The 16123-nt window shown below is 34.1% G+C and carries 18 protein-coding genes and 2 tRNA genes; 8 read left to right on the top strand and 12 right to left on the bottom strand.

Translation table 11 applies throughout. The features are described from left to right. The first annotated feature begins 15 nt into the window (after window positions 1-15). The 4 genes from mutS (at window position 16) to AB3G33_RS01230 (ending at window position 3364) form a co-directional block, all read left to right on the top strand. Window positions 16-2622 (top strand): DNA mismatch repair protein MutS, encoded by a 2607-nt coding sequence (gene mutS, locus AB3G33_RS01245; protein ID WP_367772038.1) that lies wholly within the window; start codon window positions 16-18, stop codon window positions 2620-2622. Window positions 2623-2771: 149 nt separating this feature from the next. Further along, a tRNA-Gly gene (locus tag AB3G33_RS01240) sits at window positions 2772-2844 on the top strand. Window positions 2845-2858: 14 nt separating this feature from the next. Next, window positions 2859-2944 (top strand) — tRNA-Leu (locus AB3G33_RS01235). Between the two features lie 72 nt (window positions 2945-3016). Continuing rightward, window positions 3017-3364, top strand: coding sequence for a DUF1508 domain-containing protein (locus AB3G33_RS01230; protein ID WP_367772036.1), 348 nt, complete (start codon window positions 3017-3019; stop codon window positions 3362-3364). Between the two features lie 141 nt (window positions 3365-3505). Here the strand turns inward: AB3G33_RS01230 and AB3G33_RS01225 are convergent, their stop codons facing one another. Together AB3G33_RS01225 and AB3G33_RS01220 are read right to left on the bottom strand one after the other, a co-directional pair. Continuing rightward, window positions 3506-3730, bottom strand: coding sequence for a hypothetical protein (locus tag AB3G33_RS01225; RefSeq protein ID WP_367755193.1), 225 nt, complete (start codon window positions 3728-3730; stop codon window positions 3506-3508). 435 nt (window positions 3731-4165) lie between these two features. Continuing rightward, entirely contained in the window at window positions 4166-5395 is a 1230-nt protein-coding gene (locus AB3G33_RS01220; protein ID WP_367772034.1) for a 3-deoxy-D-manno-octulosonic acid transferase, read from the bottom strand. A 214-nt stretch (window positions 5396-5609) separates the two neighbouring features. On the opposite strand from AB3G33_RS01220, the gene AB3G33_RS01215 reads away from it, so the two are divergent. The 3 genes from AB3G33_RS01215 to AB3G33_RS01205 all read left to right on the top strand — a co-directional run bounded on the left by AB3G33_RS01215 (window position 5610) and on the right by AB3G33_RS01205 (window position 9037). Next, entirely contained in the window at window positions 5610-6740 is a 1131-nt protein-coding gene (locus AB3G33_RS01215; protein ID WP_367772032.1) for a DegT/DnrJ/EryC1/StrS family aminotransferase, read from the top strand. A 76-nt stretch (window positions 6741-6816) separates the two neighbouring features. After that, window positions 6817-7830 carry a UDP-glucose 4-epimerase GalE gene (gene galE / locus AB3G33_RS01210; RefSeq protein WP_367772030.1) on the top strand — a complete coding sequence of 338 codons (1014 nt, stop codon included), beginning with the start codon at window positions 6817-6819 and terminating at the stop codon, window positions 7828-7830. Window positions 7831-7912: 82 nt separating this feature from the next. Continuing rightward, entirely contained in the window at window positions 7913-9037 is a 1125-nt protein-coding gene (locus AB3G33_RS01205) for a glycerophosphodiester phosphodiesterase (protein WP_367772028.1), read from the top strand. A gap of 54 nt (window positions 9038-9091) precedes the next feature. Here AB3G33_RS01205 and AB3G33_RS01200 read toward each other — a convergent pair whose 3' ends face one another. The 9 genes from AB3G33_RS01200 to AB3G33_RS01160 form a co-directional block, all read right to left on the bottom strand. Then, a complete protein-coding gene (locus tag AB3G33_RS01200; protein ID WP_367755183.1) occupies window positions 9092-9343 on the bottom strand; it encodes a hypothetical protein in 252 nt (83 codons plus the stop codon). A gap of 172 nt (window positions 9344-9515) precedes the next feature. Further along, window positions 9516-10391, bottom strand: a complete 876-nt coding sequence (gene fabD, locus AB3G33_RS01195; RefSeq protein WP_367755181.1) for an ACP S-malonyltransferase — start codon at window positions 10389-10391, stop codon at window positions 9516-9518. 266 nt (window positions 10392-10657) lie between these two features. After that, window positions 10658-11185: an NADPH-dependent FMN reductase gene (locus tag AB3G33_RS01190; protein WP_367772026.1), complete on the bottom strand. Its 528-nt coding sequence runs from the start codon at window positions 11183-11185 to the stop codon at window positions 10658-10660. Window position 11186: 1 nt separating this feature from the next. Further along, window positions 11187-11411, bottom strand: a complete 225-nt coding sequence (locus tag AB3G33_RS01185; protein ID WP_367755178.1) for a (4Fe-4S)-binding protein — start codon at window positions 11409-11411, stop codon at window positions 11187-11189. Window positions 11412-11413: 2 nt separating this feature from the next. Then, window positions 11414-11821: an OsmC family protein gene (locus tag AB3G33_RS01180; protein WP_367755176.1), complete on the bottom strand. Its 408-nt coding sequence runs from the start codon at window positions 11819-11821 to the stop codon at window positions 11414-11416. 1 nt (window position 11822) lies between these two features. Then, complete coding sequence (locus tag AB3G33_RS01175) at window positions 11823-12107, bottom strand: GNAT family N-acetyltransferase (protein ID WP_367755174.1); 285 nt, start codon at window positions 12105-12107, stop codon at window positions 11823-11825. A 23-nt stretch (window positions 12108-12130) separates the two neighbouring features. After that, window positions 12131-12847 (bottom strand): pirin family protein, encoded by a 717-nt coding sequence (locus tag AB3G33_RS01170; protein ID WP_367772024.1) that lies wholly within the window; start codon window positions 12845-12847, stop codon window positions 12131-12133. A gap of 111 nt (window positions 12848-12958) precedes the next feature. After that, window positions 12959-13534 (bottom strand): Crp/Fnr family transcriptional regulator, encoded by a 576-nt coding sequence (locus AB3G33_RS01165; protein WP_367772022.1) that lies wholly within the window; start codon window positions 13532-13534, stop codon window positions 12959-12961. Window positions 13535-13590: 56 nt separating this feature from the next. Beyond that, on the bottom strand, window positions 13591-13953 hold the full coding sequence (locus AB3G33_RS01160; protein ID WP_367755168.1) for a DUF983 domain-containing protein: 363 nt from the start codon (window positions 13951-13953) through the stop codon (window positions 13591-13593). A gap of 90 nt (window positions 13954-14043) precedes the next feature. Between AB3G33_RS01160 and AB3G33_RS01155 the strand changes: the two genes are divergently transcribed. Continuing rightward, complete coding sequence (locus AB3G33_RS01155) at window positions 14044-14907, top strand: AraC family transcriptional regulator (RefSeq protein WP_367772020.1); 864 nt, start codon at window positions 14044-14046, stop codon at window positions 14905-14907. 1 nt (window position 14908) lies between these two features. On the opposite strand, the gene purT is transcribed toward AB3G33_RS01155, so the two are convergent. Beyond that, window positions 14909-16069 carry a formate-dependent phosphoribosylglycinamide formyltransferase gene (gene purT / locus AB3G33_RS01150; protein WP_367772018.1) on the bottom strand — a complete coding sequence of 387 codons (1161 nt, stop codon included), beginning with the start codon at window positions 16067-16069 and terminating at the stop codon, window positions 14909-14911. Window positions 16070-16123: the final 54 nt, after the last annotated feature.

The raw sequence follows: 16123 nt of genomic DNA, 5'->3' as shown, positions 1-16123 counted from the left end.
CAAAACACATATAATTTGGCAGCTAAAGATAAAGTAGTTAAGGAAACGCCCTTAATGAAACAATATAACGACATAAAAAGGAAATATCCAGATGCTTGTTTGTTGTTTCGTGTAGGTGATTTTTATGAAACATTTGGAGATGATGCTGTTAGAGCTTCAAAAATCCTTGGTATTACATTAACGAAACGTGGTGCAGGATCGGCAACTGAAACAGCACTAGCTGGTTTTCCACATCATTCTATTAACACCTATTTGCCAAAATTAGTTAAGGCTGGTCTTCGTGTAGCAATTTGTGATCAATTAGAAGATCCTAAAATGACTAAGTCTATTGTGAAACGTGGGGTGACAGAATTAGTTACGCCAGGAGTTTCCATGAATGATGAAGTATTACATTCTAAAACGAATAATTTTTTAGCGTCAATTTATTTTGCAAATAAATCGATTGGTATTTCTTTTTTGGATGTTTCTACAGGTGAATTCTTAACTGCACAAGGAAATGCGGAGTATATTGATAAGTTATTACAAAATTTCAATCCTTCGGAGGTTTTAATTCCCAAAAATTATAAGAATGAATTTCGAGATACTTTTGGGGAAGATTTTCATAATTTTTATCTGGAAGATTGGATTTATAAAGAAGATTATGCTTTAGAAACTTTAACGAAACATTTTCAAACTATTTCCCTTAAAGGATTTGGAATTGAAGATTTAAAAGAAGGGATTATAGCTTCAGGGGCTATTTTATATTATTTATCTGAAACACAACACAATAGAGTGCAGCATATTACTTCGATTCAACGAATAGCGGAAGATGCTTATGTTTGGATGGATCGTTTTACCATTCGTAACTTAGAATTATATCATAGTTATAACCCCAATGCGGTTACGCTTTTGGATGTTATAGATAAGACGCTTTCGCCAATGGGCGGTCGTTTGTTAAAAAGATGGTTGGCATTGCCATTAAAAGATGGAAATAAAATAAAAAACCGACATCAAGTAGTTTCTTATTTGAAAGAGAATCAAGAGGTTTTGCAGAAAATGCAATATCAAATTAAGCAAATTTCCGATTTGGAGCGTTTAATTTCCAAAATTGCAGCAGGAAAAGTATCGCCTCGGGAAGTAGTATACCTTAAAGAGTCGCTGGATGCCATTATTCCAATAAAAAAATTGGCTTTAGAAAGCCCGCAGGAAGCAGTTAAGATTATTGGTGACAGTTTGCATAGTTGCGAATTGTTACGTGAAAAAATCAAAACTACTTTAAATCAGGATGCGCCAGTGGCTATAGCCAAAGGAAATGCTATTGCTAAAGGTGTTAATGAAGAATTAGATGATTTACGTGCGATATCCATTTCGGGTAAAGAATTTCTAGAAGGAATTGAAGCTAGAGAGTCAGAACGAACAGGGATTTCGTCTTTAAAAATTTCATTTAATAATGTTTTTGGGTATTATATCGAAGTTAGAAATACCCATAAAGATAAAGTCCCGCCGGAATGGATTCGGAAACAAACCTTAGTTAATGCGGAACGTTATATTACGGAGGAGTTAAAAATATACGAAACTAAAATACTTGGAGCCGAAGAAAAGATTCATAAAATAGAATCGGAATTATTCGAGCAACTCGTAGCTTGGATTACCACTTATATCAAGCCTGTTCAGTTGAATGCTAATTTAGTAGCTCAGTTGGATTGTTTGTGTTCTTTTACGCAATTAGCAATTGAAAACAAGTATGTTTGTCCAATTCTTGACGAAACTTTTGAATTAGAGATTAAAAACGGAAGGCATCCTGTTATTGAGAAGCAATTGCCAGTAGGGACACCTTATATTGCTAATGATGTTTATCTAGATAGAGAAACACAACAATTGATAATGATTACTGGACCTAATATGTCTGGTAAATCGGCTATTTTACGTCAAACTGCTTTGATTGTATTGTTAGGGCAAATGGGAAGTTTTGTTCCAGCTGATAGTGTTAGGATGGGAATAGTTGATAAGATATTTACAAGAGTAGGGGCTTCGGATAATATTTCGATGGGGGAATCTACTTTTATGGTGGAGATGAATGAAACGGCATCCATCTTGAATAATATTTCAGATCGAAGTTTGGTGCTCTTGGATGAAATTGGTAGAGGAACGAGTACTTATGACGGGATTTCAATTGCTTGGGCCATCGCAGAATATTTACATGAACATCCGTCTAAACCCAAGACTTTATTTGCGACACATTATCATGAGCTGAATGAAATGAGTGAATCATTGCCTAGGATTCAGAATTATAATGTTTCAGTTAAGGAATTAAAAGACACTGTTCTTTTTATTAGAAAATTAGTCAAAGGAGGAAGTGCTCATAGTTTTGGAATTCATGTAGCAAAAATGGCAGGGATGCCTCAGATTGTAATTTTGAAAGCACAAAAACTCTTGAAGAAATTAGAAAGGAATCATTCCAGTGAAGCATTAAATGGAATTAAGTCAGACAAGGATGAAATGCAAATGAGTTTCTTTAATTTAGATGATCCGTTGTTAGAAGAAATTAAGGAAGAGATATTAAATTTAGATATAAATACAGTAACGCCGGTGGAGGCTTTAATGAAATTAAACGAAATAAAAAGAATGCTGACAAGAAAGTAATTTTTTTTATTTTTAAAGTTTAGGTTATCAGAAGTTTAACTTTTATCTTGATTTTTTTTGTGAAAAAGGCTTGCGTAATTCAATAAATGTCTTAAATTTGCATCCGCAATACAGAACAAGTATCGCGGTTCTTTTTAACGATTGAAAATGCGAAAATAGCTCAGTTGGTAGAGCGCGACCTTGCCAAGGTCGAGGTCGCGGGTTCGAGCCCCGTTTTTCGCTCGACACCACATAATGCTCGGATGGTGAAATTGGTAGACACGCTGGACTTAAAATCCAGTGAACAGCAATGTTCGTGCGGGTTCAAGTCCCGCTCTGAGTACTAAAGCCTCTTCTTTTGAAGAGGCTTTTTTTTGTCTATATAGAAAATTCATAAATATCACTTAAATAAAATATGGGTTCTTTTGTTATTAGTAAAAGGTTTAGCGGAGATTATAAATTTGAGTTTACTTCTAGAAAAGGAAAAACAATTTTCACTAGCAATGCATATGAATTAAGAATGGATTGTGAGGCTGACGCGGAGCATATCCGGTCGGTTTTTGAAACTTGTTCTTACGTGAAGTTTAAAACTACTAAAGGGAAGTTCTTTTTCAGGGTTGTAGTTGATGGTGTTGTCAAGGCAACTAGCAGAAAATATACCACAGAGTTGATGGTTCAAAAAGGAATTGATGAAATAGTCAAATATGGTTCAAAAGCAGAAATATTAGATTTCTCCAATAATGATTTTATATTTGAAGATTAGGGAAATTTTATGGTAAAGTAAAAAGGAGCTCTTGATTAATTAATCAAGAGCTCCTTTTTTATGACTGTAAATAAGTGATATAAAATAAAAAAGCCATCTCGCTAAGCGGATGGCTTTAAAATTTTTAGAATTAAATTCTAATTATTTTTTTGCAGCTTCAGTAGCAGTAGCAGCAGCTTCAGTAGCAACAGCAGCAGCAGAATCAACAACAACAGCAGCAGAATCAACTACAGCAGCAGCAGAATCAACAACAACAGCAGCAGAATCAACTACAGCAGAAGCGTCTTCAGCAGAAGCGTCAGCTTTTTTACATGATACAACAGTCAAAACAGCAACAGCAGCTAAACTTAAAAATACTTTTTTCATCTTAATTTAATATAAAGGTTAATTATTAATTCGACGCAAAGATATAAAATTTTTGATATGTAAATTATTTTTTCAATTTTTTTTTAAAATAATATGCAATTTAATTTTTTACTAAATATTGTAAAATTAGAAGTAGCAAAAAATGGAGTTGTTTCGGACTAGATTTAAACGATTTTATTGTATCTTGTAAATAGAAATTAAGTCATAGTATTCTATATATGAGGTGTTTATGATTTTGTAGATCAACTTGATTAAGACCTGTGATTATTTCTTTAGCGGTACTGTTTTAAGATTTACGGATACTGAATTAGAAGTAAATGGCTAAGGCAATTATCTAAAAAATTTAATGGATGTTTATTTTTTGTAAAAATTAAAAAAATAGCCTTATTTATTGCGATATAATCAAAGCGTTTTTTATCACTTTTACATGCTTTTTTAGGAGATGTTATTCATGATGCTATTTGTTGCTCCTTTATTCATTAATACAAAAGTGCTACAAATATGTCCTTGTTCGCTTCTGAAAGCTTCATCAAGAACAAGGTTTTTGAAGATACTATTAAGTTCACTTGTTTTAGAAACAGATACGCAACCACCAATGTTTACTAAAGCAATTGCTTCAGCAAAACGGGAGTAATTAGGGCCAATCACTATTGGAACTCCAAAAGTGGCTGGTTCTAATAGATTGTGAACTCCAGATTTTCCAAATCCTCCACCTACATAAGCGATGTCAGCATAGCTATAGATTTTTGTTAGAATGCCGATTGTGTCTATTATAAAGACATCATAATCTGAAAGATTTTTGCCTTCCATTTCAGTGAATAGAACCACTTTTTTTGAAATCTTATTTTTTAATTCTTCTATTTGTTCTTTTTTGATGTTATGAGGTGCAATAATGAACTTTACATTTAAGGTGTTGTTATTTATAAAGTCAAGTAAAAGAGTTTCGTCTTTTGGCCATGAACTGCCTACAACGATAGTCAAGGTATCGTTTTTAAAATCGGATATAAATTGTAGCGTATTGTCTTTTTCTAGAATAGCAGCCACTCTGTCAAAACGGGTGTCTCCTGAAATAACAACATTAGTTTTTCCTAATTGCTGTAATAATAGTTTGGACTTCTCATTTTGAACAAAAAAATAGGTAAAACTGTCTAACGCTTTTCTGTAAAAACCGCCATACCATTTAAAAAACATTTGGTTTTCTCTGAAAATACCTGAAATTAAATACGTGGGTGTGTTTTGTTTTTTTAATTCACTCAAATAGTTCAGCCAATATTCATATTTAATAAAAAAAGCTTTTTCTGGATTAACAATTTCTAGGAATCTTTTCGCGTTTTTCTTGGTGTCCAAAGGGAGATAGACGGTTACATCGGCAATGGTATTGTTTTTGCGAACTTCGTATCCCGAAGGTGAAAAAAAGGTAACTACAATTTTATGTAAAGGATACTCGTTTTTTATTCTTTCAATTATGGGAATTCCTTGCTCGTATTCTCCTAATGAAGCCGCATGAAACCAAAATGATTTGTCTTGGGGTTTGATTTGTTCTTCTAGAATTTGAAAAACGTTTTCTCGTCCATTGACAAAAAGTTTGATTTTTGGGTTAAAAAGAGAGATAAATTTTAACAGTGGACCCGTAATTTGTATCACGATGTTATAAAGAAAAAGCATACCAGAAATTTTATTTTGCTAAAATACAGTTTCTTTTGTTTATCATTTAAATCTTAGTGCTTAAATTCATATTTTTGCAATTAAGAGTTTTGATAAAGTTCAAATTAATCAGTTTAATTTAATGTTATAAGGCTAAGAATTAACCCCAAAACAGTAATTTTTGTGTTTTGTGCTTTTTTTAATTTTTAGATGAATTGGTTTTAATAAAATATAAATGAAAAAAATTCAAATGGTTGACCTAAAAAGTCAATATGATAAAATTTCGGCTGTTGTAAATGAGTCTATCCAAGAAGTTTTAAACACAAATACCTATATCAACGGTCCTCAAGTGCACCAATTTCAAAAAACATTAGAGGATTATCTAGATGTTAAGCATGTAATTCCATGTGCAAACGGGACGGATGCTTTGCAAATCGCCATGATGGGATTGGGTTTGAAGCCAGGAGATGAAGTTATTACTGCTGATTTTACGTTTGCTGCAACGGTAGAGGTAATTGCTTTGTTGCAATTGACACCAGTTTTAGTAGATGTGGATCTACATAATATGAATATTTCTATTGAAGAAATAAAACGTGCCATTACTCCAAAAACAAAAGCAATTGTACCAGTTCATTTATTTGGACGAGCGGCCAATATGGAAGCGATTATGGCAGTTGCCAAGGAATATAATTTATATGTTATAGAGGATAATGCACAAGCGATTGGTGCCAACTGTAAATTCTCGGATGGTACTAAAAAGAAAGCAGGTACTATTGGTCATGTTGGAGCTACTTCATTTTTTCCATCTAAAAATTTAGGGTGCTATGGTGATGGTGGCGCTATTTTTACTAATGATGATGCTTTAGCACATACATTGCGTGGAATTGTAAATCACGGAATGTACGAGCGCTATCACCATGATGTAGTAGGAGTGAATTCCCGTTTAGATAGTATTCAAGCTGCTGTTTTAAATGCTAAATTACCTTTGTTAGATGAATATAATAAAGCAAGACAAGATGCAGCTAGAAAGTATTCACTTGCATTTGAAGGACATAAAAACATTATTGCGCCAAACATTTGTGACATTTGTGATTGTCATGTTTTTCATCAATATACCTTGCGCATTATAGATGCGGATAGAGATGGATTAATGCAGCATTTATTAGATAAAGGAATTCCTTGTGCTATTTATTATCCAATTCCGTTACACTCTCAAAAAGCGTATATGGATGTTCGTTACAAAGAAGAAGATTTTCCTGTGACAAACCAACTGGTAAAAGAAGTTATTTCGTTACCGATGCATACAGAGCTTGATGATGAACAAATAAAATTCATTACGGACAGTGTTTTAGAGTTTTTAAAATAAGCAAAATGGAGACGCGATTTATCGCGTCTTTTTTATAAAATGAAATGAGAACTCTCATTTTAATTAAAAATAAATTATGAAAATACTTGTAACAGGAGGTTTGGGTTTTATAGGTTCACATACTGTTGTAGAATTACAAAATCAAGGTTTTGATGTACTAATTGTAGATGATTTGTCAAATACATCACTAAGTGTATTGGATGGAATTTCAAATATAACTGGAAAAATCCCAGCATTCGAAAAGTTAGATTTAAGAGATAAAACTAAGGTACAAGCGTTTTTTAATAGACACCACGATATAACAGGAGTAATTCACTTTGCAGCTTCAAAAGCAGTTGGAGAAAGTGTTGGAAATCCATTGTTGTATTATGAAAATAACCTAAGTACGCTAATCTATATTTTGCAGGAATTAGAGAAAAAAGAGGAGGCAAGTTTTATTTTTAGTTCTTCTTGTACTGTTTATGGTCAAGCCGAAAAAATGCCAATTACGGAGGATGCTCCTGTTCAAACAGCAATGTCACCTTACGGAAATACTAAGCAAATAGGAGAAGAAATCATTATAGATACAGCTAAGGTTACTAATATAAATGCTATTTTATTGCGTTATTTTAACCCGATAGGTGCACATCCTTCTGGGGAAATTGGTGAGTTGCCTCTTGGAGTTCCTCAAAATTTGGTCCCTTTTATCACCCAAACAGGAATGGGTATCAGAACTGAATTATCTGTTTTTGGTCATGATTATCCTACTCCTGATGGAACCTGTATTCGCGATTATATACATGTTGTAGATTTGGCGAAAGCCCATGTTATTGCATTACAACGCTTGTTAAATAAAAAGAATTTAGAAAAAGTGGAAGTTTTTAACTTAGGAACAGGTACAGGAAGCTCCGTTCTTGAAGTTATTTATTCATTTGAAAAAGGGAGTGGTAAAAAATTGCCTTATAAACTTGTTCCGCGTCGTGAGGGTGATGTGATCGAAGCATTTGCCAATACGGATAAAGCAAATAATGTATTAGGTTGGAAAGCAGAGTCAACACTTGACGAAGCAATGGCTAGTGCATGGGCTTGGGAACAGAAAGTTAGAAAATAGAAGTATGATAAAGAAAAGTATCCTGTTTTTGAGTTTAATTTTTATAGTATCATGTAAAAGTTATGATTTAAAAAAAAATAATATGCCAATTCAAAAACAGTTTACTTTGTCTGGTGAAAAAACAATTGTTATTGGGCACCGTGGCACGCCTGGGTATTTGCCAGAGCATACTATAGAAGGGTATACCAATGCAATAAAAATGGGGGCTGATTTTATTGAACCCGATTTGGTTGTAACCAAAGACGGCTTCCTTGTTGTTCGCCATGAACCCATGTTGTCAGGAACAACAAATGTTTCAGAAATGCCCGAGTTTGCTTCTAAAAAAACAACCAAAAACATTGATGGAAAACAAATAACGGATTGGTTTGTGTCTGACTTTACCTTGGCAGAGATAAAAAAATTGCGTGCGAAACAGGCTTTTGCCGAAAGGCCACAAGAATTCAATAACTTGTATTTAATTCCTACATTTGAAGAAGTTATTGCTTTGGCAAAACAAAAATCAAAAGAGTTAGGAAGGACCATTGGGATTTATCCAGAAACAAAACACCCTTCATTTCATGAAGCGCTAAACTTACCTATTACCGATAAATTATTAACGGCATTAGAAGTAGCTGGCTGGAATAATAGTGAGGCTCCAGTATTTGTTCAATCTTTTGAAGTTTCTAACTTACAATACATTAGATCCAAATCAACTGTAAAAACCATTCAGTTGTTAAGTTGCACAGATGTTGCTCTAAACGGGGACTTAATTTTTTCAGTACCTAAAGGAGAATTGATTTCTGATGGAATGCCTTATGATTGGTATTTAAAAGGGGATACTAGAGATTTTGGATTTTTCATCACGCCCAAAGGATTGGATTTTGTAAAAACCTACGCCACTGGAATTGGTCCTTGGAAACCTTTTATTATTCCTTATACTGCAACTGACGTAAATAAGGATGGTATTGCAGATGATAAAAATGCCGATGGTAAAATTAATGAAGCCGATAAAATGGCATTACCGCCTACAAGCTTAATTAATGAAGCACATAAAAGAGGATTGCAAGTGCATGCCTATACTTTTAGAAATGAAAGCCATCGTTTGTTAAGTGATTACAATAACAACCCCCATTTAGAATATCAAGCTTTTTATAGGCTAGGTTTGGATGGGGTGTTTTCAGACTTTACAGATACGGCTATTCAAGCGAGGTCATTGGATTTAAAATAGGTTGATACCCATATTAAAATAAAAAAGGCTGTCAATTGACAGCCTTTAATTCCATTATTTTGAAACTGCTTCTTTCATTTTTTCACCAGCTTCATCCATTTTTGCAGCTCCTTTTTCAAGAGTTTCTCCAACTTTTACTTTAGTGGAGTCAACCGCAGCATCAATTTTGACCGCAGCTGTATCCATTGCTTCATCCATTTCGTCGCCAACAGCTTCTGTGGCTTCTCCCATTTTATCTTGTGTTTTTTCTTTACAAGAGGTCATTAATGCCAAGACAAGGGCTAAACTTAAAAGTACTTTTTTCATTTTTTTAATGTTTTGATAATTAATTGTTTTAGAAGAACAAGAGTGTTAAATATACAACTTTTTACTCAAAAAAGTTTTTTTAGAAATTATCACAAAAAAAATCCTCACAAAAATTAATTTATGAGGATGATATTGAAGCCTGTTTTAAATTAAAATAGGAGTTGAATATTAATTAAGCATTTGCTGTAACCGCTTCTTTGTCGATTTTCCCAATCAAACCTGCTAATACTTTTCCGGGACCCACTTCAGTAAATAAAGTAGCTCCATCTTTTATCATTTGTTGTACTGATTGCGTCCATTTCACAGGAGCAGTCAATTGTATGATTAAGTTTTTCTTGATTTCATTGGCGTCAGAAACTGCAGTTGCAGTAACATTTTGATACACTGGACAAATAGGAGTAGAGAACGTAGTTGCTTCAATAGCCGCTGCTAGTTCTTCTCTTGCTGGTTCCATCATTGGGGAGTGAAAAGCACCACCTACAGGTAATAATAATGCGCGTTTTGCACCTGCTGCTTTCATTGCTTCACAAGCTTTTTCAACTGCAGTTGTTTCTCCAGAAATTACTAGTTGTCCAGGGCAGTTGTAGTTTGCAGCCACAACAACTCCGTCAATTGAGGCACAAACTTCTTCAACAATATTGTCTGCAAGTCCTAAAACTGCTGCCATTGTTGAAGGTTTGATTTCGCATGCTTTTTGCATTGCCAAGGCTCTTTGAGAAACTAATTTTAATCCGTCTTCAAATGATAAAGCACCGTTAGCTACTAATGCTGAAAATTCACCTAATGAATGTCCCGCTACCATTTCAGGTTTGAAATCAGCTCCTAATGTTTTTGCTAAAATAACCGAATGCAAGAAAACAGCTGGTTGTGTCACTTTAGTTTCTTTCAATTCTTCAGCAGTTCCTTCAAACATGATGTCTGTAATGCGGAAACCTAAAATTTCATTTGCTTTCTCAAATAATTCTTTGGCTAATGGAGAGTTTTCATATAAGTCTTTTCCCATTCCTGTGAATTGCGCTCCTTGACCTGGAAATACGTATGCTTTCATATTTTTTATTTAAAGTTTAAGGTTTAAGTTCTTTAAATTACAACAACAAAACCGACTGCAAAAATAGTATTTTTTTTAGGAGCACCAACAATAGTTGTTCTTTGGTACACTTCTCCTGCTGTTCGCTACAATCTCTGCGAGGATTTTCGCTGCCATCAGGGCTAAATATAGCGAACTTTAATTTCAACACATAAAAAAAGCGCTGCTCGACACAACGCTTTTGCAATAGAATTGCATTTTTTTTGAAATAGGAATTTTAAATAAAACTACAGCGTAATTGATTGTACAATTTGTAACAATTCATTGTTTAAATCGGTGTTTGTAATTCCTTCTTTTTCGTCAAAATTTTCATGGAAACTAGGTAAAGAAAAACTTCCTTTTACCACTGCGCCTTGAAAAGGGAAACGATTTTTTGCTATTTCTAAAACAGAAGCTCCACCTCTTGGTCCTGGTGAAGTTGCCATGATAAGCGTTTGTTTTTCTTGGAATGTTTTAGAATGGATTCTTGATGTCCAATCAAAAATATTTTTAAAAGCAGTAGAGTATGCACCATTGTGTTCTGCAAATGAAATGACTAGCAAATCAGCGCTCCCTAGTTTAGCAAAAAAATCCTTGGCTAATTCTGGAATCCCATTTGCTGTTTCTTTGTCCATAGAAAAAATGGGCATTTCATAATCATTCAAATCCAAAACTTCAACAGTTGCATTTTTAAATTGCTCGGCAGCATAAACTGCCAATTGTTTGTTTATAGAGGTAGTACTTGATGAAGCACCAAAAGCGATAATTTTTTTCATTTTATTTGTTTTTGTAATAAGTCAAAGCACCCGAAGGGCATTTATTTACGGTTTCAATTATTTTTTCAGTCGAAGAGCCTTCAATTTTTATCCAAGGTTTCTCTTTGGGTTGAAATACATCTGGATTATTTCTAACACAGTTTCCAGAATGAATGCATTTCCCAGATTGCCATACCACGGTAACTTCACCATTGGTATATTCTTTTTTAATGTCTTTTGGATCCATAATTATAGTGTTGTATTGATTATAATATTGTTTTTTAATATTTTAGAAACGGGACATTTTTCAGCAATTATTAAAAGCCTTTTCTTAATGTCTTCTTCAATATCCTTTGAAAAACTAATGGAGCGTGAAATTGTTGTAGTCAGCTCGGGATCGTTTTCTTGGTAAAAGTTTAAAGAAACATTTATTTCTGGAATATCCCAACCTTTGCGGTCAATATACATTCGTAAAGTAGATAACGTACAGCCTGCTAGTGATGCTAGGAGTGTAGAGTAAGGATCTGGACCAAGATCTTTTCCTTCAATACTATCGGGCTCATCCATTATAAGTTTGCCGTTTCGCCATGTGATAGTACAGAAATACTTTTGAGTTCCAATATGTCCAGTAATGTTATTCTCTAATACATTTTCCATGTTATAATACGTCGTTTAAAGTCGTATTTTTATCAAAAACATTTTTGGCAAATGGGCATAAAGGGAGAATTTTAATTCCTCTTTCGCGTGCATAAGCAACAGCACTTTCGACCATTTGTTTTCCGAATCCCTTTCCGTTTTGGTTCGAGTTGACTTCAGTATGATCAATAATAATTTGGTGCTCACCTGCAAAAATAAATGTCATTTTAGCTTGAAGCTTCCCTTCATTTTCTATGTAGAAAAAACCTTTTTTATCGTTTACTTCTAGTTTTATATCCTGTGTCATCGTTTCTTTTTTACTTTATAAAGTTAATATTTCATTGGAACTTCCATTAATAAAATTTCAGCCTCAGTTGTCATTTTTATTTCTAATGAATTGACATCCCAAATTCCAAAACCATCACGAGTTTCTAATTCTTGTCCGTTAATGGTCAACTTACCAGAAAGGATAAAGGCATAAACGCCATTTCCATCTTTTTTTAGATCATAAGTAACAACACTGTCTTTGTCAAATTTACCCAAATGAAACCAAGCATCTTGATGAATCCATACGCCATCGTCTTCTGGATTTGGTGATAGGATTTGTTGTAATTTATTATTACGATCTTCTTTATTTAAAGAGATTTGTTGGTAACGAGGAGTGACATTGCGTTTGTTTGGAAAAACCCAAATTTGTAATGACTTTGTTTTTAAATCGGCATTAGGATTGAATTCACTGTGTTGGATTCCGGTTCCAGCACTCATTACTTGCACATCTCCATTTTTGATTGTAGCGGCATTTCCCATGCTGTCTTTGTGTGCTAAATCACCTTCTAGCGGAATAGTGATGATTTCCATATTATCGTGTGGATGCGTTCCAAAACCCATTCCTTCTCCTATAATATCATCGTTTAAAACGCGAAGTGCGCCAAATTGTACTCTTTCAGGATTGTACCAACTTCCAAAACTAAAACTAAAATTAGCTTTCAACCATCCGTGATCAGCATGTCCTCTTGTATTGGCTTTATGTAAAACTGTATTTTTCATCTTGTATAAATTTAGTGATTTTTATACTACAAATTTACAAATAGTGAAGGGGGAAAGCACTTAACCTAGATTAAGAAAAGGAGTGCAGGATAAAAAGGGTTCCGTAAATAACTACTTTCTAAGTAGTCGAGATTTCATTTTGCTAAAAAATTCAGGAGTAACACCTATGTAGGATGCAATTTGTTTTTGAGGAACTTTTTGAATAAGTGTTGGGTATCTTTTGCAAAATTTCTCAAAGCGCTCTTCAGCAGATAGGCTTAAGTTGTCCATTAAACGCTCTTGATTGGCTACCAATGAATTTTCGGTTAGGATTCTAAAAAAGCGCTCTAGTTTTGGTATTTTGCTGTATAATAGTTCTTGATTTTCTTTAGAAAGAAAAACAATTTCAGCATCTTCTAGTACTTCAATAAAAAGATTTCCTGGCTTTTGTGATATTAAACTATACATATCTCCAATCCAATAGCCTTCACAGGCAAAATTAAGTACATGCTCTACTATATTATCATTAATATTAAAGCTTCTCAGCAGTCCAGAATTTACAAAATAGGAATGGGTACAAATTTCTCCTGAGTTCAATAAAATAGTTTTTGCCTTAAAATGATGTACTTCAATTTTGGATAAAAATAGTTGTTGCTCCTCAGGTGTGAGTAGGATGTGTTTTGCAATATTTTGAAGTATTAAAGGCATCTTATAAGGTTTCAGATGCTAAGATAATAGTTTTTAATAAAATTCGTTTGCTTGTTTTATAACGAATAATTTTTAAACATATAAATCCATAATAATCTAGAAAAACGGATATTAAAAGAAGCCATTGCTATGATTACAAAGGCGATGATAGCAATAATACGTAAGTCGAATGTTTCTACAAAGAAAAATTGGGCTATAACGTAGGTCGCAATTGATTGTGCAACAGTTAGTCCATAATTGACATACATGGCGCCAAAAAAGTAACCGGGTTCTTTCTCGAATTTATAGTGGCAGTGAGAGCAACTTTGATTCATCTTTGGAAACCCAATGTTAAAAAAGATGCTTTTTTCATTGAAAACCTTACCTTTATTACAGTGAGGACATTCATTATTTAGGATGTGAACAAGTGAATTTGCCATTTTATTTTTTTTTCAAAGGTATTCCATCATTCTCTTCTAGCTATTTTATATATTCGCTAGTTATAGCACAATAAAGACATTTTGTACAGTATGAAAAAATACCCTATTTACAACATACAACAGTTCAATTGCAATTCAGTCAACAGTGATTTTTATATCAATACGTTTAAGAATCATTTAGTGACTCATAGTTTTGTAGAAAAACCGCATCGGCATGATTTTTATTTATTAGTCTTTTTTACAGCTGGTTCAGGCAGTCACGAGGTGGATTTTGATAAGTTTAAAGTGCAACCTGGAAGTATTTTTGTTTTGCAACCAGGGCAAATGCATCACTGGAATTTATCAGAAGACGTAGATGGTTTTGTTGTTTTTTATTCAAAAGAAATGTACAATCTCTATTTTGGACAAAAAGACGTAGACAGTTTTCCTTTTTACTTTTCGGTGAACACCAAATCAGAAATTTTATTAACAGATCAAGAATCAATAGCACTACAGCCGTTGTTTAAAATGATGCTTGCGGAAAGTTTAGAATATAAAATTTTTAAACAAGACAAAATCTTGAATTTATTGGATTGTATTCATATTGAATTGGCTCGAAAATACAATGAGACCGTAGTACCTGAAGTACATGCCTACAATAGTAAAATCAAGCAATTTGGGCAATTAGTAGAAAAAAAATTTATTGATGAAAAAGCAGCCTCTTTTTATGCAGATGCACTGAATATTAGCTTAAAGCATCTCAATAGAATTTGTAATGAAATCCTAAAAAAGACAACGACTCAGGTTATAACAGACAGAATAATTCTGGAAGCAAAACGCATGTTGATGAATAAAAACTTAACCATAAACGAAATCGCTACCAAATTAGGTTACGATGATTACTCTTATTTTGTGCGTTTGTTTAAGAAAAATACTTCGATGACTCCAAAGGGATTTCGACTATCAAAGCAATAATTTAATAATGAACTTCTATTAATGCGGCTGCTTCTTTGGCACGTTCTACAATTTCTTCAATAGGGGTTTCTAAGGTGTCATTTGTTAATGCCACTCCCATTCTTCTGTACGGACGTGATGTGGGTTTGCCAAAGATTCTAAAATCAGTTTTTGGTAAAGCGGCTATTTGTTCTAGTCCAATAAATGTTGGATTTGTACTGTTTTCCGAAGCTAAAATTACCGCACTGGCTCCTGCTTTTTCAAGTGTAATTCCAGAAATCGGTAAACTTAAGATGGCTCGTAAATGCAATTCGAATTCATTGAAATTTTGTGTTCCTGCGAGTGTTACCATTCCAGTATCATGTGGGCGAGGGGAGAGTTCAGAGAAATAGACCCCATCATCGGCCAAGAAAAACTCTACACCAAAAAGTCCAGCACCACCAAGTGCTTCGGTTACTTTTTCGGCCATGTCTTGTGCTTCATACAAGGCTGCATCCGATATTCTAGCAGGTTGCCAGCTTTCCTGGTAATCGCCCCGTTCTTGTCGGTGACCTATAGGCGCACAAAACAATGTAGGATTGTTATTTTGGGTAACGGTTAATAAAGTAATCTCCGAATTGAATTTTACAAACGCCTCGACAATTACTTCAACCACGTCACCACGTGATCCTTCAACGGCGTAATTCCACGCTTGCTCAATGTCGGCTTCGGTTTTTATAGTGGATTGCCCTTTTCCAGAGGAAGACATTAAGGGTTTTACCACACAAGGCATTCCGACAGCTTCGACTCCTTTTTGCAGTTCTTCGGCAGTTGTGGCATAACGGTAATTGGCTGTTTTTAATCCCAATTCTTTAGCAGCGAGATCGCGAATGGCTTTGCGATTCATGGTAAAGTTAGCCGCTTTTGCCGATGGAACTACTGTAATTCCTTGCTTCTCATAATCATAAAAACGTTCGGTACGAATGGCTTCAATTTCGGGAACAATAAAATCAGGTTGGTGTTTGGCTACAATACGATCGAGTTCGACTCCATCAAGCATATTGATAACTTCAAATCCATGAGCTACTTGCATGGCGGGTGCGTTTTCATAACTGTCAACGGCAATTACGGTTTGCCCGATGCGTTGCGCTGCGATTACAAATTCTTTTCCTAATTCACCTGAACCTAGCAATAGTATTTTCATGTTTTTGTTGTCTTATTGAGATAGTAAAAGTAAATAAATCAATTTTTATTACCT

This window comes from Flavobacterium sp. WC2421 (genome assembly GCF_040822115.1).
In the GTDB taxonomy this organism is placed as follows: domain Bacteria; phylum Bacteroidota; class Bacteroidia; order Flavobacteriales; family Flavobacteriaceae; genus Flavobacterium.
Note: the sequence above shows the minus strand (reverse complement) of the source record. Positions and strands in the feature narration are given on the sequence as shown.

Excerpts from the sequence above, each read along its gene's own strand:
- AB3G33_RS01230 (WP_367772036.1), top strand. The coding sequence starts at position 3,017 with ATGGGTTCTTTTGTTATTAGTAAAAGGTTTAGCGGAGATTATAAATTT.
- AB3G33_RS01225 (WP_367755193.1), bottom strand. The coding sequence starts at position 3,730 with ATGAAAAAAGTATTTTTAAGTTTAGCTGCTGTTGCTGTTTTGACTGTT.
- AB3G33_RS01220 (WP_367772034.1), bottom strand. The coding sequence starts at position 5,395 with ATGCTTTTTCTTTATAACATCGTGATACAAATTACGGGTCCACTGTTA.
- AB3G33_RS01215 (WP_367772032.1), top strand. The coding sequence starts at position 5,610 with ATGAAAAAAATTCAAATGGTTGACCTAAAAAGTCAATATGATAAAATT.
- galE (WP_367772030.1), top strand. The coding sequence starts at position 6,817 with ATGAAAATACTTGTAACAGGAGGTTTGGGTTTTATAGGTTCACATACT.
- AB3G33_RS01205 (WP_367772028.1), top strand. The coding sequence starts at position 7,913 with ATGCCAATTCAAAAACAGTTTACTTTGTCTGGTGAAAAAACAATTGTT.
- AB3G33_RS01200 (WP_367755183.1), bottom strand. The coding sequence starts at position 9,343 with ATGAAAAAAGTACTTTTAAGTTTAGCCCTTGTCTTGGCATTAATGACC.
- fabD (WP_367755181.1), bottom strand. The coding sequence starts at position 10,391 with ATGAAAGCATACGTATTTCCAGGTCAAGGAGCGCAATTCACAGGAATG.
- AB3G33_RS01190 (WP_367772026.1), bottom strand. The coding sequence starts at position 11,185 with ATGAAAAAAATTATCGCTTTTGGTGCTTCATCAAGTACTACCTCTATA.
- AB3G33_RS01185 (WP_367755178.1), bottom strand. The coding sequence starts at position 11,411 with ATGGATCCAAAAGACATTAAAAAAGAATATACCAATGGTGAAGTTACC.
- AB3G33_RS01180 (WP_367755176.1), bottom strand. The coding sequence starts at position 11,821 with ATGGAAAATGTATTAGAGAATAACATTACTGGACATATTGGAACTCAA.
- AB3G33_RS01175 (WP_367755174.1), bottom strand. The coding sequence starts at position 12,107 with ATGACACAGGATATAAAACTAGAAGTAAACGATAAAAAAGGTTTTTTC.
- AB3G33_RS01170 (WP_367772024.1), bottom strand. The coding sequence starts at position 12,847 with ATGAAAAATACAGTTTTACATAAAGCCAATACAAGAGGACATGCTGAT.
- AB3G33_RS01165 (WP_367772022.1), bottom strand. The coding sequence starts at position 13,534 with ATGCCTTTAATACTTCAAAATATTGCAAAACACATCCTACTCACACCT.
- AB3G33_RS01160 (WP_367755168.1), bottom strand. The coding sequence starts at position 13,953 with ATGGCAAATTCACTTGTTCACATCCTAAATAATGAATGTCCTCACTGT.
- AB3G33_RS01155 (WP_367772020.1), top strand. The coding sequence starts at position 14,044 with ATGAAAAAATACCCTATTTACAACATACAACAGTTCAATTGCAATTCA.
- purT (WP_367772018.1), bottom strand. The coding sequence starts at position 16,069 with ATGAAAATACTATTGCTAGGTTCAGGTGAATTAGGAAAAGAATTTGTA.